This window comes from Streptomyces spirodelae, from assembly GCF_017676385.1.
GTDB classification, from domain to species: Bacteria; Actinomycetota; Actinomycetes; order Streptomycetales; family Streptomycetaceae; genus Streptomyces; species Streptomyces spirodelae.
The window spans coordinates 78,009-97,151 of sequence record NZ_JAFFZN010000016.1 but is presented as its reverse complement, the minus strand read 5'-3'; the positions used below and the strand labels follow the sequence as shown (position 1 = coordinate 97,151).

Sequence of the window (19,143 nt, the reverse complement as noted above, 5' to 3'; positions counted from 1 at the left end):
AGCGCCTAAACCCACCGCTCGGGCTTTCTTCGTTCACTCGATAGATCGTTTTCCCGGTGTCAGTTGAATTTGCGCATTCCCTCATGCGAGCGAATTATCCGCTTCCGGTGCGGCTGATCTTCGCCGTTCCCGGCGAATTCTCGCTGCTGCGCTCTGTTTTGATCTAGTGGCGCTCCCTACAATCCGTCCACATCTTTGCAGCAGGACGCCTGAGCGTGCTTGCGCGCGCCCATGTGCCAAACGTCAAGGAGGACGAATGGCGGGGCATCTCAGCCCACTTCACCACCCCCAGCACCTCGCGGACGCCGCAGAACTGACCAGTGGCAACCGGGGACTCGCGATCGTGATCGCGGTTGTCGCGCTCGCAGCGCTCGGCGTCGCCATGGTGTTGGTACGACAAGTGCTCGCCGCGGGCGAGGGCACCGACAGCATGAAGAAGATCGCCGCGGCCGTGCAGGAGGGCGCCAACGCCTACCTGGCGCGGCAGCTACGCACCCTCGGTGTATTCGCGGTGGTTGTCTTCTTCCTGCTCATGCTCTTGCCGGCCGACGATATGAAACAGCGGATCGGCCGTTCGTTGTTCTTCCTGGTCGGTGCCGCTTTCTCGGCAGCGACCGGCTATATCGGTATGTGGCTCGCGGTGCGCAGCAATGTGCGCGTGGCTGCCGCGGCGCGTGAGGCGACCCCGGCGCCGACCCCCGCGGGGTCGGAGAAGGGTGAACCGGGGGAGATCCCCGTGGACCTCACCGCTGTTTCGCACAAGGCGATGAAGATCGCTTTTCGTACCGGCGGGGTCGTCGGAATGTTCACCGTCGGTCTCGGCCTGCTGGGCGCCGCCTGCGTGGTGCTCGTCTACGCGGCCGACGCGCCGAAGGTACTGGAGGGCTTCGGTCTCGGTGCCGCGCTGATCGCGATGTTCATGCGAGTCGGCGGCGGCATCTTCACCAAGGCGGCCGATGTGGGCGCCGACCTCGTCGGCAAGGTCGAACAGGGCATCCCTGAGGACGACCCGCGCAACGCCGCCACCATTGCGGACAACGTCGGCGACAACGTCGGTGACTGCGCCGGTATGGCGGCCGACCTGTTCGAGTCGTACGCGGTGACTCTGGTGGCAGCGCTCATCCTGGGCACCGCCGTCTTCGGCAACGACGGGCTGGTCTTCCCGCTGCTCGTGCCCGCCATCGGGGTGCTCACCGCCATGATCGGCGTGTTCGCCGTGGCCCCGCGCCGCGCCGACCGCAGCGGGATGACGGCGATCAACCGCGGCTTCTTCATCTCGGCGCTCATCTCGCTGGCCCTGGTGGCCATCGCCGCCTTCACCTACCTGCCGTCCAGCTACGCGGACCTCAAGGGCGTCTCCGGTGCCGACGCACAGGAGATCCTCGGGCACAGTGGTGACCCGCGGGTGCTGGCCGTCGTGGCCGTGGCGATCGGCATCGTGCTGGCCGCCGTGATCCAGCAGCTGACCGGCTACTTCACCGAGACCACCCGCAAGCCCGTACGGGACATCGGCAGGACGTCGCTGACGGGCCCGGCGACCGTCGTGCTCTCCGGTATCTCCATCGGTCTGGAGTCGGCCGTCTACACGGCGCTGCTGATCGGTCTGAGCGTCTACGGCGCCTTCCTGCTGGGCGGCGGCACGGTGATGCTGGCGCTGTTCGCCGTCGCGCTGGCCGGCACCGGTCTGCTGACGACCGTCGGGGTGATCGTCGCCATGGACACCTTCGGGCCGGTCTCCGACAACGCGCAGGGCATCGCGGAGATGTCCGGCGACGTCGAGGGCGCGGGCGCGCAGGTCCTCACCGACCTGGACGCGGTGGGCAACACCACCAAGGCGATCACCAAGGGCATCGCCATCGCCACGGCCGTGCTGGCCGCCGCAGCGCTCTTCGGGTCGTACCGCACCGAGCTGGCCGAAGCGCTCGCCGACGCGGATCAGAGCGCGGGCAAGATGCTGGAGCTGGTGGACATCGCGCAGCCCAGCACCCTGGTCGGGCTGATGTTCGGAGCCGCGGTGGTCTTCCTCTTCTCGGGGCTGGCCATCAACGCCGTCTCGCGTTCGGCCGGTTCGGTCGTCTTCGAGGTGCGGCGGCAGTTCCGCGAGAAGCCGGGGATCATGGACTACTCCGAGAAGCCGGAGTACGGCCGGGTCGTGGACATCTGCACCAAGGACGCGCTGCGCGAGCTGACGACACCCGGTCTGCTGGCCGTGATGGCGCCGATCCTGGTGGGCTTCACCTTCGGGGTGGGAGCGCTGGCGGCGTTCCTGGCGGGCGCGATCGGCGCCGGCACCCTGATGGCCGTCTTCCTCGCGAACTCGGGAGGCGCCTGGGACAACGCGAAGAAGCTGGTGGAGGACGGCCACCACGGCGGCAAGGGCAGCGAGGCCCACGAGGCCACCATCATCGGCGACACGGTCGGCGACCCGTTCAAGGACACCGCGGGCCCGGCCATCAACCCTCTGCTGAAGGTGATGAACCTGGTGGCGCTGCTCATCGCGCCTGCCGTGGTGCAGTTCAGCTACGGCCAGGACAAGAGCGTCGGCGTGCGGGTGGTGGTCTCGATGGTGGCCGTCGCGGTCGTCGTCGGCGCCGTCTACGTCTCCAAGCGCCGGGGTGTCGCCGTGACGGACGAGAACACCGCCGAACGGACCGTCAAGCCCTCGGGCCCCCCGGCAGATCCGGCCGATCCGGTGGACCCGGTGGCGGCCTCGTAGCCGTCGGGGCCACGGGAGCCGTGCGGCACCTGTAGCCGTCGGGCAGTCGATCAGTGGACGGGCGGGACGCGTTGCGTCCCGCCCGTCGGCGTGCGGTCACCGGCGACCGGACAGGGGGTTCTTGGTGTCCTGTGCCCCCGGGGGGTACGGAGGGATGTCTGTGATGTCGCACTGCACTGTTGGTGCAAATGGCTGCAATAGTAGGCATAGGGTTCTTCCGGCTCGCCGCCACTCCCTCCCTGGCGTGTATGTTCCGGGCCGAACAGCCATGGAAGGGACCGATCCGGTGAACAAGAAGCTCGCGGCGACACTGTCCGGCGGTGCGGTGCTCGTGCTCGCGCTGACTGGTTGCAGCGACGACAGTGGCAAGACGGACGACTGGGCCAAGCAGGTCTGCGACGACCTCCAGCCTCAGCTCAAGAAGATCGACCAGGCCAACACCTCGATCGCCGAGGCGTCGAAGGGCGGCAAGCCCCAGGAGGAGGTCAAGAAGGCCGACGCCGCCGGCTTCCAGAAGGTCTCCGACGCGTACAAGGCGATGGCCCAGTCCGTCAAGAAGGCGGGTGCTCCGCCCGTGGACGCCGGGGAGAAGCTGCAGCAGGACGCCGTCAAGGAGCTGAACCGGATCTCCCGCGAGTACCAGGAGCTCAAGACCACCGCTGAGGAGATCCCCACCGGCGACAAGTTCGGCGAGGGTCTCGACAGTCTGGCGGCCAAGCTCAAGGCCCTGGGGCAGAGCGGCGACAAGGCACTGCAGCAGCTCCAGAAGGGCGAGGTCGGCAAGGCCATGGCCAAGCAGGACAGCTGCAAGAAGACGGGCGTCACCAACGGCGGGTCCTGAGGTCCGAGAGGAAGCCCCGGGCCTGAGGGGAGGTCTCAGGCCGAACGGTGGCCTCAGGTCGATCGGTGGCCTCAGGCCGAACGAAGGTCGGGCGGCGGAACGGGGTCCGGGGCCGCGGCCACCCGTACGCCCGAACCGGGGCGGCCCCCGGCGCGGGGGCGGCCCGGGAGCGAAGGAGAATGGCGCGGGTGAGCACTGACGCACTTCCCGAGCCCACGACCGAGAGCACCCGCAGGCTGCGGGAGGCGCTGACCGCGGCCGGTTTCACCGCGGACGGCCTCCTCGAACTGCTGGGCGCCCCCGCCTACGCGGCACTCGCCCGCGGGGAGACCGTCCCGGCCCTGCGCGCCACACGCGGCGAGGGCGCGCTGCGGACGCTGACAAGGCTCTTCCTGTTGCGGCAGACGGTGCCCTACGGCAGCGCGCGGGCCGCGCTGCCCGTGGACGAGGCGCTGGCCGACCGCTGGCTGGAGCGCGTGCCGGGCCGGAACGGAGCCACGCCGACTGGAGACGCTTCGACCGGCGACGCGCCCACCGGCGACGCGCCCACCGGCGACGCCGTTCGAGCCACCGTCGACGTACGCCCCTACAGCGGTCCAGAGGGCCAGGACTGGTGGATCGTCAGCGACCTGGGATGCGCCGTCGGCGGCGCCGGCGGAGTGGGCGGCCCCCGCGAGTCCGCCCGGCGGGAGCCCGCCGCTCAAGAGGCAGCCGCGTACGAGTCCGCCCCGCACACGGCGAGCCCCGGGGAGGATGTGGTGCTGGGTGTCGGCGGTGCCTCGACCACCCTGGCCGGGATCATGGTGCCCACCCCTGCCGCCCGCGCGCTCGACCTCGGTACCGGCTCAGGCGTCCAGGCGCTGCACGCGAGCCGGTTCGCGACGCACGTCACCGCCACGGACGTCAACCCGCGCGCGCTGCACTTCGCACGCCTGACCCTCGCGCTGTCGGGCGCCCCGGAGCCGGAGCCGCGCGAGGGCTCGCTGTTCGCGCCGGTCGCGGACGAGGAGCCGTACGACCTGATCGTCTCCAACCCGCCCTTCGTGATCTCACCGGGTGCCCGGCTCACCTACCGCGACGGCGGCATGGCGGGTGACGACATCTGCCGCACCCTCGTCCAGCAGGCGGCCCGCCATCTGGTCCCGGGCGGCTACTGCCAGCTGCTGGCCAACTGGGAGCACCGGGACGACGAGGACTGGCGCGAGCGCGTCAGTGCGTGGGTGCCGTCCGGGTGCGACGCGTGGATCGTCCAGCGGGAGGTCCAGGACGTCACCCAGTACGCGGAACTGTGGCTGCGTGACGCGGGGGACCACCAGGGCGATCCGACCGCGTACGAGGAGCGCTACGACGCCTGGCTGGAGGAGTTCGCGGCACGCGGCACCAAGGCCGTCGGCTTCGGCTGGGTCACCCTGCGGCGTACGGACGCCGAGCGGCCCTCGGTGCTCGCGGAGGAGTGGCCGCACCCGGTCGAGCAGCCCCTGGGCGAGGTGATCAGGGCGCACTTCGAGCGGCAGGATTTTCTGCGCCGTACGCACGACGCCGCGCTGCTGGAGCACCGGTTCGTCCTCGCTGACGAGGTGGTGCAGGAGCAGGTCGGTCCGCCTGGTGCGGAAGACCCGGAGTACGTGGTGCTGCGGCAGAACCGCGGGATGCGGCGGGCGACGACGGTGGACACGATCGGGGCCGGATTCGCCGGAGTGTGCGACGGGACGCTGAGTGCGGGGCGCATCCTGGACGCCATCGGGCAGCTGCTGGGCGAGAACCCGGCCGAGCTGCGGGCGCGGACCCCGGAGGCGATCAGGCTCCTGGTCGAGCAGGGATTCCTGATGCCGGTGCTGGACTGACGCCGCGGCAGCTCACATGCGGCCCCACATGCGGCCCCTGGCCCCTCACACGCGGCCCGTCACAGCAGGTTGCGAGCCACCGTCCAGGCGACGGCCGCGCTCAGTACGGCCACTTTGCCGCGGGTGCTCATCCGGGGCGCGTAGCGGCGTCCGCGCAGTCCCTCGTAGAGCCAGCGCCCTGACAGATAGCAGGCGACGGGCAGGCCGACCGTGAGCAGTGCGGCGTTGTCGTGCAGTGCCGCGGTCAGGTCGCCGTGCATCAGGTCGTAGGCCATGCGCGTGCCCCCGCAGGCCGGGCACAGCAGCCCGGTGGCCCAGTTGAAAGGGCAGCGGGGGAGCCAGGAGCCCGACTCATGGGGGTTGGTGCCCCACAGGTAGCAGGCGCCTGCCAGCCCGGCCGCCGCTGTCGCCAGCGGCGGCGCTGCCGGGTGGGAGAAGGCGGCACGGAGTCGGCCCACGGCAGCAGGGACGTTGGACATCGCCATGTGGCCAGTGCCTCCCCTCGTGTCGCGCCGCCCTCTCCCGGGGCTCCGCGTGGCATCGGCCGCGCGGAATCGCGAAGCCTCAGCCACGCAGAATACGGCCCTGGGCGTCGGTGCGGCTGTCGCTGGTCAGGAACATGATTCCGTCCACGAGCGACCAGATGCCCAGACCACCGCAGGTGAACAGCTGGGCTATGCCCATGCCGGTGTGGCCGGTGTAGAAGCGGCCGATGCCCAGGCCGCCGATGAACAGCTGGAGCACCCCCGCGACGATCTTGGACTTGTCGGAGAGCGGACGCCCGTACGGGTCGTAACCGTACGGCGCGTTCGGGTCCCCGGTGTACTGACCAGGGGCACCGGCCATCGGCTGCTGCTGCTGCGGATAGCCGTAGCCGGGCTGGCCGGGCTGCTGCTGGTAGGGGTTCTGCCCCGGCTGCTGCGGGTAGCCGTAACCGGGCTGATTCGGGTCGGACACAAGACCTCCGAGGTCGAGCGGTACCTGGTGATGTGCCCCGGACATGTTGCCAGAGCCTTCGGGCGGCGGGACGGCTGGTTGTCGGGTTACCGTTCGAGTGGCGTTGCCGACTTTTCCCGTTTGACATGGGGGCGGGAGGTACCGTCACACTCCGCAGCGATAGCAATGCAGCGATATTGATACCGACTGCTACCGAACCTGATACCCAACCGGACCAGATACCGACCGGAGAGAAGAGCAGAAGTTGTCCCCGACCCACGAGACAGCAAATGGTGGGCGCCGACTTGTGATCGTCGAGTCGCCTGCCAAGGCCAAGACGATCAAGGGCTATCTCGGCCCTGGCTACGTTGTCGAGGCCAGCGTCGGGCACATCCGTGACCTCCCGGGCGGTGCGGCCGAGGTTCCCGCGAAGTACAAGGGCGAGTCCTGGGCCCGCCTCGGCGTCAATGTCGATCACGACTTCGAGCCGCTGTACGTCGTCAACAGCGACAAGAAAGACCAGGTCAAGAAGCTCAAGGAGCTGCTGGCCGAGTCGGACGAACTGCTGCTGGCCACTGACGAGGACCGCGAGGGCGAGGCTATCGCCTGGCATCTGCAAGAGGTGCTCAAGCCCAAGGTCCCGGTCAAGAGGATGGTCTTCCACGAGATCACCAAGGACGCCATCCAGAACGCCGTCCGCAACCCACGCGGCCTCAACCAGCGCCTCGTCGACGCGCAGGAGACCCGCCGCATCCTCGACCGGCTGTACGGCTACGAGGTCTCGCCGGTGCTGTGGAAGAAGGTCATGCCGCGGCTGTCGGCGGGCCGGGTGCAGTCGGTGGCGACCAGGTTGGTCGTGGAGCGGGAACGGGAGCGCATGGCGTTCCGTTCCGCCGAGTACTGGGATCTGACCGGCACGTTCGCGGCGGGGCAGGCGGGGGATGCCTCGGCGGGAGCGGGTGCCGGCCCGGGTGCCACGGGCGATCCGGCCACCTTCGGAGCCCGGCTGACGACGGTGGACGGCCGCCGCGTCGCACAGGGCCGCGACTTCGGCTCCGACGGGCAGCTCAAGGACCCGTCCGCGGTGCTCCACCTGGACGAGGAGGGCGCCCGCGCGCTGGCGGCGGCGCTGGAGAACACCGACTTCGCCGTCCGCTCCGTCGAGTCCAAGCCCTACCGCCGCTCCCCGTACGCGCCTTTCCGTACGACCACCCTCCAGCAGGAGGCGAGCCGCAAGCTCGGATTCGGCGCCAAGTCGACCATGCAGGTGGCGCAGAAGCTGTACGAGAACGGCTTCATCACCTATATGCGTACGGACTCCACGACGCTCTCCGACACCGCCGTCGCCGCGGCCCGCGCGCAGGTCACCCAGCTCTACGGCGCCGACTACCTGCCGGACAAGCCGCGTACCTACGCCGGAAAGGTGAAGAACGCGCAGGAGGCGCACGAGGCGATCCGCCCCTCCGGCGACCGCTTCCGTACGCCTGCCGAGACAGGTCTGACGGGTGACCAGTTCAAGCTGTACGAGCTGATCTGGAAGCGGACCGTCGCCTCTCAGATGAAGGACGCGGTTGGGCAGTCGGTGACGGTGAAGGTCGGCGGCCGCTCCGCCGACGGCCGGGACGCCGAGTTCAGCGCCACCGGCAAGATCATCACCTTCCACGGCTTCCTCAAGGCATATGTGGAAGGCGCCGACGACCCCAACGCGGAGCTGGACGACCGCGAGCGGCGGCTGCCGCAGGTCGCCGAGGGCGACCCGCTGCGCGCCGAGGAGATGTCCGTCGACGGCCACGCCACCAAGCCGCCGGCCCGCTACACCGAGGCGACGCTGGTCAAGGAGCTGGAAGAGCGCGAGATCGGGCGCCCGTCCACCTACGCCTCGATCATCAGCACGATCCTGGATCGGCGCTACGTCTTCAAGAAGGGCACCGCGCTGGTGCCGTCCTTCCTGAGCTTCGCCGTTGTCGGGCTGCTGGAGAAGCACTTCGGTCGGCTCGTCGACTACGACTTCACGGCCAAGATGGAGGACGACCTCGACCGCATCGCCGCGGGCAGCGCCGAGGCAGTGCCGTGGCTGCGCCGCTTCTACTTCGGCGAGGGCGGCGAAGGCGGCGAGGCCCAGGCCGGTGAGGCCGCGGCTGCGGGCAACGGCGACGGCGACCACCTCGGCGGGCTCAAGGAACTGGTCTCCGACCTGGGCGCGATCGACGCCAAGGGCGTCTCCTCCTTCCCCGTGGGCGAGGGCATCACGCTGCGCGTCGGCCGCTACGGCCCGTACGTGGAAGGGCCCAGCGAGAAGGAGGGCGAGCCCGGCCGGCGTGCGGACGTCCCCGACGACCTGCCGCCGGACGAGCTGACCGTCGACTACGCCAAGGAACTGCTGGCCAAGCCCAGCGGCGACTTCGAGCTCGGCACCGACCCGGAGAGCGGACGCCCGATCGTGGCGCGGGACGGCCGGTACGGTCCGTACGTCACCGAGGTGCTGCCCGAGGGCACGCCGAAGACGGGCAAGAACGCGGTCAAGCCGCGTACCGCCTCGCTGTTCCGCTCGATGTCGCTGGACACCGTCACGCTGCAGGACGCGCTCAAGCTGCTGTCGCTGCCGCGGGTCGTCGGCGTCGACCCGGAGTCCGGGAACGAGATCACGGCCCAGAACGGGCGGTACGGCCCCTATCTGAAGAAGGGCACGGACTCGCGCTCGCTGGAGAGCGAGGAGCAGATCTTCAACATCACGCTGGACGAGGCGCTGGAGATCTACTCGAAGCCCAAGCAGCGGGGCCGCGCCGCGGCCAAGCCCCCGCTCAAGGAGCTGGGGAACGATCCGGAGACGGACCGTCCCGTGGTGGTCAAGGACGGCCGGTTCGGTCCGTATGTGACGGACGGCGAGACGAACGCGACGCTGCGGCGGGACGACGACGTCGAAACGATCACTCCGGAGCGGGGTTTCGAGCTGCTGGCCGAGAAGCGGGCGAAGGGACCCGCGAAGAAGAAGACGGCGGCGAAGAAGACCACCGCGAAGAAGACCGCGGCGAAGAAGACGACTGCCAAGAAGACGGCAGCCAAGAAGACCACGGCGAAGAAGACCACCGCGAAGAAGTCGGCCACCAAGAAGACAGCAGCCACGAAGAAGTCGGCTGCCGAGGAGTCCGCTTCTTCGGACATCTCTTCGCAGGAGTAGCCCGAAGACGTTCCTGAACAGCGGCGCGCACACAGATGTTCGGGTACGGAACCGGGTTGTCGGTCACTCCCTATACGCTGGCGGGATGAAGTCTTCGCCCCCAACTGCCCCGGACGACGCCCTCGCCGCGGAATCCCGCGAGGGTGCCGTGACCGCGTTGCTGCGTTTCCCCCCGCTGCGGCGGCTGTGGACCGCGCAGTTCACCAGTGGGATCGGCGACATGCTGGGCCTCCTGGTGCTGCTGTTGCTGGCGATGCAGGCGGCGGCCGTGCGCGGCGTGGCGGGGGACCCGGTCTTCGGCGGCGGGTACCGCGGCATGGCCCTCGTGGTCGCCGTCGTCTTCGGGCTGCGGCTGCTGTCCACGCTCCTGTTCGGCGCCGTTCTGCTGGGCCCGGTCTCCGCGCTGGTCAGCGGCGGCCCGCGGAAGGCGAAGGGCCGCCAGGACAGTGACGCGAGTGACGCGAAGGCCCACCAGGGCCGTGCGGACGGCAAGGACCCCGAGGACGCGGGGGACGGGAAGAACGCCGAGGACGGGAAGAACGCCGAGAGCGGGAAGAACGCCGGGGACGGGCAGAGCGGGCCCGGCACCAAGCCTCGTGGGGGCCGTGGCAGCGGCGACGGCGGCGCTGGCAAGGTGCTCGACCGGCGGTGGACGCTGTTCGGCGCCGACGCGCTGCGCGCCCTCGCGCTGATCGTCGCCCCGCTGTGGATCGACTGGACACCCGGCAGCGCGTTCTTCGTCCTGCTCGCCACCGTCTTCGTGACCGGAACCGCCGAGCGGATCTCCACCGTGACGAGGGACAGCGCGGCTCCCGCACTGCTGCCGGCCGCGCCGCCCGAGGGCGCCGCCGTGCGGCCGCTGCCCGACCACCACGAGGCGCTGCGCCGACTGTGGCTGCGCTCCGGCTTCGTGGCGCTGCCCATCGCGGCCGCCGGGCTCGTGCTCGTCACCCTGATCAGCAACCTGCTCGGCGTCGGCATCGACTGGTTCGGTTCGCACCAGGCCGCGCTCGCCTCGTATGTGGCCGCCGGCCTCTTCGCGGGGGCCGCCGCCATCGTCTACTTCCTCGAACTGCCGGACGTGCAGACCCCGCGGCCGCGCTCCCCGCTGGAGGGACTGCGCAGGCCCAGGACCCCCGAGGGAGGACCGGACAAGGGCCGTACCGGCGCCGTGCCGCTCCTGGTCGCAGCGGGCGGGGCCATCGGCGGAGCCATCGCGGCCGCTGTCGCGCTCGCCCCGCTGCACGCCGCCGACCTGGGCGGCGGGCCCGTCGCGTTCGGACTGCTGGCGCTGATGCTGACCGGCGGCACCGTCGCGGGCATCCGGCTCGCGCCGCACACGATGCCGTCGCTCTCCAGGCGGCGGCTGCTGGCGCTCGTCCTCGGGCTGACCGGTGTGCTGCTGCTGGCGGCCGGGCTCGTGCCGGACACCGCGACGGTCATCGGTTTGTCCCTGCTGGCCGGGACCGGCGCCGGTGTCACGGCAAACACCCTGCACACCCTGCTCGACCAGGAGACGGAGGACTTCCGGCGCGCCCGAACAACCGAGCACCTGCAGGCGGTCGTACGGCTGTCGCTCGCCGTGGGCGCGATCGTCGCCCCCGTGCTGGCCGCGCTCATCGGCCCGCACCGGGTGGAGAACGGCTCCTTCGTCTTCGACCACGGCGGCGCCTCCTTCACGCTGATGCTGGTGGGCGCGCTGCTGCTGCCCGTCGCCGCGATCCTGCTGGGCCGCACGGACGACCGGGAGGGCGTACCGCTGCGGCGCGACCTGCTGGAGGCGTTCGGCGGCGGCCACCCCCGGCAGGCACCGGCCGGCAACGGCTTCTTCCTCGTACTGGAGGGCGGCGACGGCGCCGGCAAGACCACGCAGGTGGAAGCGCTGGCCGAGTGGATCAGGGCCAAGGGTCATGAGGCCGTCGTCACCAAGGAGCCCGGCTCCACACCGGTGGGCAAGCGACTGCGGTCGATCCTTCTGGACGTCTCCTCGGCTGGGCTCTCGCACCGCGCGGAGGCGCTGCTGTACGCCGCCGACCGCGCGGAGCACGTCGACACGGTCGTCCGTCCGGCGCTGGAGCGCGGAGCCGTGGTGATCTCCGACCGCTACATCGACTCCTCGGTCGCCTACCAGGGCGCCGGACGCGATCTGTCACCCACGGAGATCGCCCGCATCAACCGCTGGGCCACCGAGGGGCTGGTGCCGCATCTGACGGTGCTGCTCGACGTCTCGCCCGAGACGGCACGCGAGCGGTTCACCGAGGCGCCGGACCGCCTGGAGTCCGAGCCGGCCGAGTTCCACCAGCGGGTGCGCGCCGGTTTCCTGGCCCTCGCCGCCGCCGACCCGGCCCGCTATCTGGTCGTCGACGCCGGGCAGGAGCCCGAGGCCGTCACCACGGCCGTCCGGCACCGTCTCGACCAGGTGCTGCCGCTGTCCGAGGCCGAGAAGAAGGCCCAGGAGGAGGCCCGTAAGCGGGCCGAGGAGGAAGCGCGCAGGCGGGCGGAGGAAGAGGCTCGCCGCAAGGCCGAGGAAGAGCGCAAGGAGCGCGAGCGCAAGGAACAGCTGGAGAAGCTCCGCCGCGAGGAGGAGGAGCGCCGGCGCCGCGAGGCCGAGCTGGCGCGCCAGCTCGAAGAGGCCAGGCGCGCCGAGGAGGCCCGGCGGCGGGCGGAGGAAGCCCGCCGTATCGAGGAGGAGCAGCGCAAGCGCCGCGAGGCCGAGCAACGTGCCTACGAGGAGGAGCAGGAACGGCTGCGCAAGCGCGCCGAGGAGGAGAAGCGGCTGCGCGCCGAGGCCGAGGAGCGTCGCCGCGAGCGCCAGCGCAAGGCCGAGGAGGCGCTGCTGAAGGCCGAGCAGGCGCGCGCTGCGGCAGCCGCTGAGGCGGCGGCCGCCGAGGAGGCCGCTGCTGCCGAGCGGGCCGCTGCTGCCGAGCGGGCCGCCGCTGAGCGGGCGGCTGCTGCCGAGGAGGCGGCTGCTGAAGAGGCGGCTGCTGAAGAGGCGGCGAAGGGGCAGGCGGCGGCTGAGACGGCGGAGGCCGCAGAGACGGCAACGGGTGCTGCGGAGGCGGACGGGGTCGCTGGGTCCTCTGAGTCCTCCGAGCCCTCTGTGTCCTCTGAGCCCGGGGCCGATGTCTCGCCCGACGGTGCTGAAGCCGACACGGCGCAGATCCCCCAGGTGCGGCCCGGCGAGGCGGCCGACGGCCCGGACGCGGAGGACACCACGCAGTTGCCGCGTCCCGGGGCTGCGGCGTCGGAGGCGTCGCCGGAGGACGAGACGACGGTGCTGCCGAAGGTCACCGAATCCGGACCGGAGGACGAGACGACGGCTCTCCCGCGGGTCTCCGAAGCCGAGGACACCCAGGAGACGGCCGTTCTCCCACAGGTTCCGGAGTCGGCTGCTGAGCCCGAGGACCGTACGCGGGAGCTCCCGCAGGTGGAGGAGGGCGCCCCGCGCCCCCGCCCCTCCTGGGCGGAGGAGACACCGCTGGACGACGCACCCACCCTGGCCGACAAGCTGCTGGGGCCGCGCGAGGACGAGGGCGAGGGCGACGAGGGCGGTCGCCGCGGTCGCAGCTAGGCGCGTCCGGCGGGCCCGTGCCGGGCAGGGAGTGCCCCTGTCCATGCCGGGCAAGGGCTGTCAGTGGCGTCCGCGACAATGGTCCCCATGGCGGTGTGGGACGACCTGGTGGGCCAGGACAGGGCAGCGCGGCAGCTCACCGCTGCCGCGCGCGATGCCGACGCGTATGTGACGGCCGAGGCGGAGGCGTCCGGCTCCGCCGACCTGTCCGGCTCCGCGATGACCCACGCCTGGCTCTTCACCGGCCCGCCCGGCGCCGGCCGTGAGCAGGCGGCCCGCGCCTTCGCCGCGGCCCTCCAGTGCGTGAGCCCGGACCGGGCGCTGGGCGGCAGCCCCGGCTGCGGTTTCTGCGAGGGCTGCCATACGACGATGGTCGGCACCCACGCGGACGTGGAGGTGGTCCGTACGGACCTGCTGACCATCGGCGTCAAGGAGACGCGCGCGCTGGTGCGCGGGGCGCAGATGTCCCCGTCGGGCGGGCGCTGGCAGGTGATCGTCCTGGAGGACGCCGACCGCCTGACGGAGGGCGCGGGGAACGTGCTGCTGAAGGCCGTCGAGGAGCCGGCGCCGCGCACGGTGTGGCTGTTGTGCGCGCCGTCGACGGAGGATGTCCTGCCGACGATCCGATCGCGCTGCCGGCATCTGGCGCTGCGTACGCCACCGGTCGACGCGGTGGCGGACCTGCTGATGCGGCGGGACGGAATCGAGCCGGAGATGGCCGCGTTCGCCGCACGGGCCACCCAGGGGCACATCGGCCGGGCGCTGCGGCTGGCCACCGACGAGCGGGCCCGTGCCAGACGGCAGGCGGTGCTCAAGCTGCCGACGCGGGTGGACGACGTGGGCAGCGCGCTGCGGGCCGCGCAGGAGCTGATCGACGCCGCGACCGAGGACGCCAAGCAGGTCGCCGAGGAACTGGACGCCAAGGAGACCGAGGAGCTGCGGGCCGCGCTGGGCGCGGCGGAGGGCAAGCGCCTGCCGCGCGGCACGGCAGGCGCGATGAAGGAGCTGGAGGACAAGCAGAAGCGCCGCTCGACCCGTACCCAGCGCGACTCGCTGGATCTGGCCCTCACTGATCTGACGGCCTTCTACCGGGACGTGCTGGCCCGCCAGTTGGGCTCCTCCGTCGCCCTGTCGCACGACGAGGCGGCCGGCTCGGTCGGACAACTGGCCGCCACCTCGCGCCCGGAGCAGACGCTGCGCAGGATCGAGGCGGTGCTGGAGTGCCGCCGAGTGCTGGACCGCAACGTCGCCCCGCTGCTGGCGGTGGAGGCGATGGCGATGGCGCTGCGCGCGGGCTGACGTGCTGCGCGGCTGACCCGCCAAAAGGCCCCCTGCGGGCGACGGCCCGGCGCTCGGCTGGGTACGCTCCCAGCAGGTGCCGCCGGCGGAGGGATGCCCCATGAGCCAGTCACACGCCTCCCGTGTCCGACACGGAGGCGCGTCCCGTAACCGATACGGGTTCCGTATCCGGTACGGGGGCGCGGCGGCGCTCACGGCCGTCGCCCTGCTGCTCGCGGGCTGCTCCTCCGACGGTGACTCGTCCGGGCAGCCGGACACCGACCCCTCGGCGAAGAGCAACCGCGCTGGTGCCGACGCGCCCCCGCTCGATCCGCTGCCCGCCAAGGTCCCCGAAGACCTGCGCCCGTACTACGAGCAGAAGTTGTCCTGGCGCGGCTGCGGCCTGGCCGAGTTCGAATGCGCGACGCTGCGGGTTCCGCTGGACTACGACAAGCCGGCCGGCGACATCAAGGACGCCGCCGGGACCGTGGGCCTGGCCGTCACCCGTACCAAGCCGCAGGGCGGCGGCGCGCCCAAGGGCGGCTCGCTGCAGATCAACCCGGGAGGGCCGGGCGGCTCGGCGATCGAGTACGTGCAGCAGTCGGCGGCCCTGGCGTACCCGCCCGAGGTGCGTGAGCACTACTCGCTGGTGGGCATGGACCCGCGCGGCGTCGGCCGCAGCGAGCCCGTCGAATGCCTGAGCGACAAGCAGATGGACGCCTACACGCGCGTCGACCAGACACCGGACGACGCGACGGAGGCGGACGCGCTCACCACCGCGTACGACAAGTTCGCCGAGGGCTGCGAGAAGCGCACCGGGAAGCTCCTCGGTCATGTCTCGACGGCCGAGGCGGCCCGCGACATGGACGTGCTGCGCGCCGTGCTCGGCGACAAGAAGCTCAACTACGTCGGCGCCTCCTACGGCACCTACCTGGGCGCCACCTACGCGGGCCTGTTCCCGGAGCGCTCCGGTCGGCTCGTCCTGGACGGCGCCATGGACCCCTCGCTCTCGGCGCGCCGGGTCAACCGTGAGCAGACGGCAGGATTCGAGACGGCGTTCAAGGCGTTCGCGCGCGACTGCGTCACCATGTCCGACTGCCCGCTGGGCAAGGACGGCGTCCGGCAGGCGGGCAAGAACCTCAGCGCCCTGTTCACCAAGATCGACCGCAAGCCCCTCAAGACCGACGACCCCTCCCGCTCCCTGACCGAGTCGCTGGCCACCACGGGTGTGATCCGGGCCATGTACGACGAGGGCTCCTGGCCCGTGCTGCGCGAGGCGCTGACGGCGGCCAAGAAGGGCGACGGCGCCCAGCTGCTGGCGCTGTCCGACGACTACTACGAGCGCGGCCCGGACGGCTCCTACAGCAACATCATGTTCGCCAACCCGGCCGTGAATTGCCTCGACCTGCCCCCGGCCTTCGCCGACGCCACCGCGACCCGCAAGGCCGTGCCCTCCTTCGAGAAGGCCAGCCCCGTCTTCGGCCGCGGCTTCGCCTGGGCGGCCCTGAACTGCGGCGAGTGGCCCGTCGACGCGACGGGCGGCCCCCACCGGATCGCCGCCAAGGGCGCCGACCCGATCGTGGTCGTCGGCACCACCCGCGACCCGGCGACCCCCTACCGCTGGGCCCAGGGCCTGGCGGGCCAGCTGACCCCGGCCCGCCTGGTCACCTACAAGGGCGACGGCCACACCGCCTACCTGCGCGGCAGCGACTGCGTGGACAGCGCAGTCAACGCCTACCTCGTCCAGGGCAAGCCCCCCAAGAACGGCACCACCTGCGGCTGACCCCCGTCCGGACCACCCCCACAAACCCTGTAGACTTATCGCCGCAGCGGCCCCCACACTGGCCGCACGCACATTGCCGCCTTAGCTCAGTCGGCCAGAGCGACGCACTCGTAATGCGTAGGTCAAGGGTTCGATTCCCTTAGGCGGCTCTCTTTGAGCCCAGGTCACACGCCGTGTGACCTGGGTTTTTTATGCCGTGCACGGTATCGGCAGTCGCTTCGTGTCCCACGTGCGTGCCGCCTGCTCCAAGGGGAGCCTCAGGGGTGCCCGGTCTGTTCGTGACCCCGCCCGGCTCCTAGGGTGAGTTCCCCGCCGCCGTCCTGTGCCGGAGGTTTCCATGCTCGATGCCCGTCCGGTCAACCTCCTGGAGCTGCACCCGGACTTCGCGACCGATCCGTACCCTGCTTACGCGGCGCTGCGGGAGCGGGGGCCGGTGCACCGGGTGACCACCGACGGGGAGGAGTCCTTCTGGCTGGTCGTGGGCCATGAGGCGGCTCGGGTCGCCTACACACATCCCCGGCTGAGCCGGGACTGGCGACGGTACGGCGCCCTGGCCACGGGCCTGCCGACGCCGACGACGCTGGAGAGCCCGGGGAACGCGCACATGCTGCTCGCGGACCCGCCCGACCACACCCGGCTGCGCCGCCTCGTCTCGCGGGAGTTCACACCGCGCCGGGTCGCGGCGCTGGCCCCGGGCATCCAGGTACTGACCGACCGGCTGGTGGACGCGATGCTGGAGGCGCCGGAGCGGCGCGGCGATCTCGTCGACGCCGTGGCCTTCCCGCTGCGGCTTACCGTGATCTGTGAGCTGCTGGGTGTCCCGGACATCGACAGGGACGCGTTCCGTCGATGGTCGGACGAGGTCGTCGCCCCCACGAGCGGCGACTCCGCCCGCGCCGCACACCGGGAGGCGGTCGCTCATCTGACGGGCCTGATAGCGGCGAAGCGCACGGTTCCGGGGCCGGATCTGCTCAGCGCGCTCATCCACACGGTGGACGACGAGGGCGACAGGCTCTCCGAGGACGAACTGCTCTCCACCGCCTTCCTCCTCCTGATCGCCGGGCACGAGTCGACGGTGAACTTTCTGTGCAACGGGATCAGCGCTCTCTTCTCCCATCCGGAGCAGCTGGCTGCGCTGCGCTCCGGTCCTGACACCCTGTTGGAGGGGGCGATCGAGGAGATGCTCCGCTACGACAGCCCGGTGGAGACGTCGACCCCGCGCATCGCGGTCGGGGACGCGGACATCTGCGGCAGCGTAGTACCGGCTGGCGGCGTGGTGCTGATCGCCGCGGCGGACGCGGGCCGCGATCCGGCCCGCTACGACCGGCCGGGATGTTTCGACATCCGCAGGGGCGGCCGGGGGCACCTGAGCTTCGGCCATGGGGCACACTTCTGCCTCGGCGCTCCGCTGGCCCGGCTGGAGGGACGCATCGTCCTGCGTACGCTCCTGACCAGGTTGCCCGGGCTCGCGCCCGACGGACCGCCGGCCGACCGGCTGTCCAGCCTGGTGTCCCGCAGCATCCGGCGACTGCCCATCCGCTGGTGAGCGGCGTGGAGCGGCGTGGAGCGGGGTGGAGCGGGGTGGAGCGGGGTGAACGAGACCGTCACCGGGCGGTGACGCTCATGGTCAGTCCCGCCGGCAGCAGGGTGGTGCGGACGTCCGGCCGGGTCGCCATGCCGGTGACGGTGAAGCGGAGCGAGCCGGCCAGGACGCTCACCAGGGTCGAGAGCTCGACATCGGCCAGCGCCTTGCCGACGCACCAGCGGGTGCCCATGCCGTACGGCATATAGGTGCCGGCTTCCGGTTTCAGATCCTGCCAGCGCTCCGGGCGGAAGCGGTCGGCGTCGTCGCCGAACGTCGCCGTGCTCCGGTGCAGCACGTACGGGGAGATCAGCACGGCGGCGCCCTCGGGTATCCGCCAGCCCGCGGCCTCCTGCTCGCCTCGCGCGGTGCGGACGATCAGCCAGTTCGGCGGCCAGAGCCGGAGCGTCTCGGCGAGCGTCCACCGTACGTACTCCGGCACGCTCCCCTCTTCCGCCGAGTGGAGTGCGTGCGCACATTCGTCGGCCGTCCGAGGGTGGTCGGCCAGGGCGACCAGGCACCAGGTGACGGCGGCCGCGGGCACCCGGTAGGAGGCCAGACCGCTGGAGACGAGGATGCGCACCACGGCTTCCGTGCCGAGCCCGGAGGCGGTGAGCGCGTCGACGAGTCCACCGCTGCCGGGCCTGGCGAGCGCGCTGCGCAGCTCGTCCTCCAGAGCGCTCTGCGCACGCACCGAGCGGCGGTAGCGCGGGAGAAACCGCCGGAGCGCCCGCGGCAGCTGGAACGGGCTGGCGATCAGCGGGGTGATGGACGCCAGCAGTTCGGCCGTGTGGCCGGGGACCGGGCCGGCATCCCGCGAACCGAAGCAGTAGGTGGTGAAGGACCGGGCAGTGAGCTGTTCCAGGCTCAGGAGGGGGTCAGCGATGTCGCCCGCCGTCCGCCACTGCCGGCACAGCGCGTCGGCCGCGGAGGTGAGCCACCGCCGGTGCTCCCGCAGCGGGTCGGGAGACATGCCCCGCTGGGTGGCCCGGCGACCGCGCATCCACTCCTGCGTGGCCGGATCGTCGCGCACACCGCTCACCTCGTCGCGCCGGATGGTGCTGGTGACGAGGAAGTCGGTGTTGGTGCGGCGCAGCACCTCCTGCGCCGCGGCGGGGTCGTTGACCAGCACGGTGTCCTCGGCGAGCTGTACGACCGGGCCGTGCTGCCGGACGGCGGAGCCGAGCGTGCCGAGGCGGTCCTGCTCGTATCTCTCCAGGAATTCGGCGGGTGAGAACCCCGTGGGCGCGGGGGGACGGAGCACGGATCCCTCTCCTTCGGACAGTGCCGGCAGTCCTCCGGACAGTGCTGGCAGAGCTCAGGCGCGGGCGGCCCGGCCCCGGTGGGTGCCAGGGCCGGGCCGCCGTGGAACTGCCAGTGGCGCGATGCCTAGGGGGTCAACAGGTGTCTACGT

The 19,143-nt window shown here is 71.4% G+C and carries 11 protein-coding genes and 1 tRNA gene; 9 read left to right on the top strand and 3 right to left on the bottom strand.

Going from position 1 to position 19,143, the window contains the following annotated elements:
- The first annotated feature begins 256 nt into the window (after positions 1 to 256).
- The 3 genes from JW592_RS18335 (at position 257) to JW592_RS18325 (ending at position 5,401) form a co-directional block, all read left to right on the top strand.
- The gene (locus tag JW592_RS18335; protein WP_209266212.1) at positions 257 to 2,716 is read left to right on the top strand and encodes a sodium-translocating pyrophosphatase; all 2,460 of its coding nucleotides are present in this window, start codon (positions 257 to 259) and stop codon (positions 2,714 to 2,716) included.
- Between the two features lie 268 nt (positions 2,717 to 2,984).
- Positions 2,985 to 3,557 (top strand): small secreted protein, encoded by a 573-nt coding sequence (locus JW592_RS18330; protein ID WP_209266211.1) that lies wholly within the window; start codon positions 2,985 to 2,987, stop codon positions 3,555 to 3,557.
- A 179-nt stretch (positions 3,558 to 3,736) separates the two neighbouring features.
- The gene (locus JW592_RS18325; protein ID WP_209266210.1) at positions 3,737 to 5,401 is read left to right on the top strand and encodes a DUF7059 domain-containing protein; all 1,665 of its coding nucleotides are present in this window, start codon (positions 3,737 to 3,739) and stop codon (positions 5,399 to 5,401) included.
- Positions 5,402 to 5,460: 59 nt separating this feature from the next.
- Here the strand turns inward: JW592_RS18325 and JW592_RS18320 are convergent, their stop codons facing one another.
- Both JW592_RS18320 and JW592_RS18315 read right to left on the bottom strand, forming a co-directional pair.
- Positions 5,461 to 5,886, bottom strand: coding sequence for a DUF2752 domain-containing protein (locus JW592_RS18320; protein ID WP_209266209.1), 426 nt, complete (start codon positions 5,884 to 5,886; stop codon positions 5,461 to 5,463).
- A gap of 79 nt (positions 5,887 to 5,965) precedes the next feature.
- Positions 5,966 to 6,358 carry a TM2 domain-containing protein gene (locus JW592_RS18315; RefSeq protein WP_209266208.1) on the bottom strand — a complete coding sequence of 131 codons (393 nt, stop codon included), beginning with the start codon at positions 6,356 to 6,358 and terminating at the stop codon, positions 5,966 to 5,968.
- Between the two features lie 244 nt (positions 6,359 to 6,602).
- Between JW592_RS18315 and topA the strand changes: the two genes are divergently transcribed.
- From topA to JW592_RS18285, 6 genes are all read left to right on the top strand, one after another.
- A complete protein-coding gene (topA, locus tag JW592_RS18310) occupies positions 6,603 to 9,515 on the top strand; it encodes a type I DNA topoisomerase (protein ID WP_209266207.1) in 2,913 nt (970 codons plus the stop codon).
- Between the two features lie 85 nt (positions 9,516 to 9,600).
- On the top strand, positions 9,601 to 13,086 hold the full coding sequence (gene tmk, locus JW592_RS18305) for a dTMP kinase (RefSeq protein WP_229376319.1): 3,486 nt from the start codon (positions 9,601 to 9,603) through the stop codon (positions 13,084 to 13,086).
- Between the two features lie 87 nt (positions 13,087 to 13,173).
- Positions 13,174 to 14,385, top strand: coding sequence for a DNA polymerase III subunit delta' (locus JW592_RS18300; RefSeq protein WP_209266206.1), 1,212 nt, complete (start codon positions 13,174 to 13,176; stop codon positions 14,383 to 14,385).
- Between the two features lie 100 nt (positions 14,386 to 14,485).
- A complete protein-coding gene (locus JW592_RS18295) occupies positions 14,486 to 16,147 on the top strand; it encodes an alpha/beta hydrolase (protein WP_209266205.1) in 1,662 nt (553 codons plus the stop codon).
- 75 nt (positions 16,148 to 16,222) lie between these two features.
- Positions 16,223 to 16,296, top strand: a tRNA-Thr gene (locus JW592_RS18290).
- A 188-nt stretch (positions 16,297 to 16,484) separates the two neighbouring features.
- Positions 16,485 to 17,693, top strand: coding sequence for a cytochrome P450 family protein (locus tag JW592_RS18285; protein ID WP_209266204.1), 1,209 nt, complete (start codon positions 16,485 to 16,487; stop codon positions 17,691 to 17,693).
- A 58-nt stretch (positions 17,694 to 17,751) separates the two neighbouring features.
- Here JW592_RS18285 and JW592_RS18280 read toward each other — a convergent pair whose 3' ends face one another.
- Positions 17,752 to 18,993: a cytochrome P450 gene (locus JW592_RS18280; RefSeq protein WP_209266203.1), complete on the bottom strand. Its 1,242-nt coding sequence runs from the start codon at positions 18,991 to 18,993 to the stop codon at positions 17,752 to 17,754.
- Between the last annotated feature and the right edge of the window lie 150 nt (positions 18,994 to 19,143).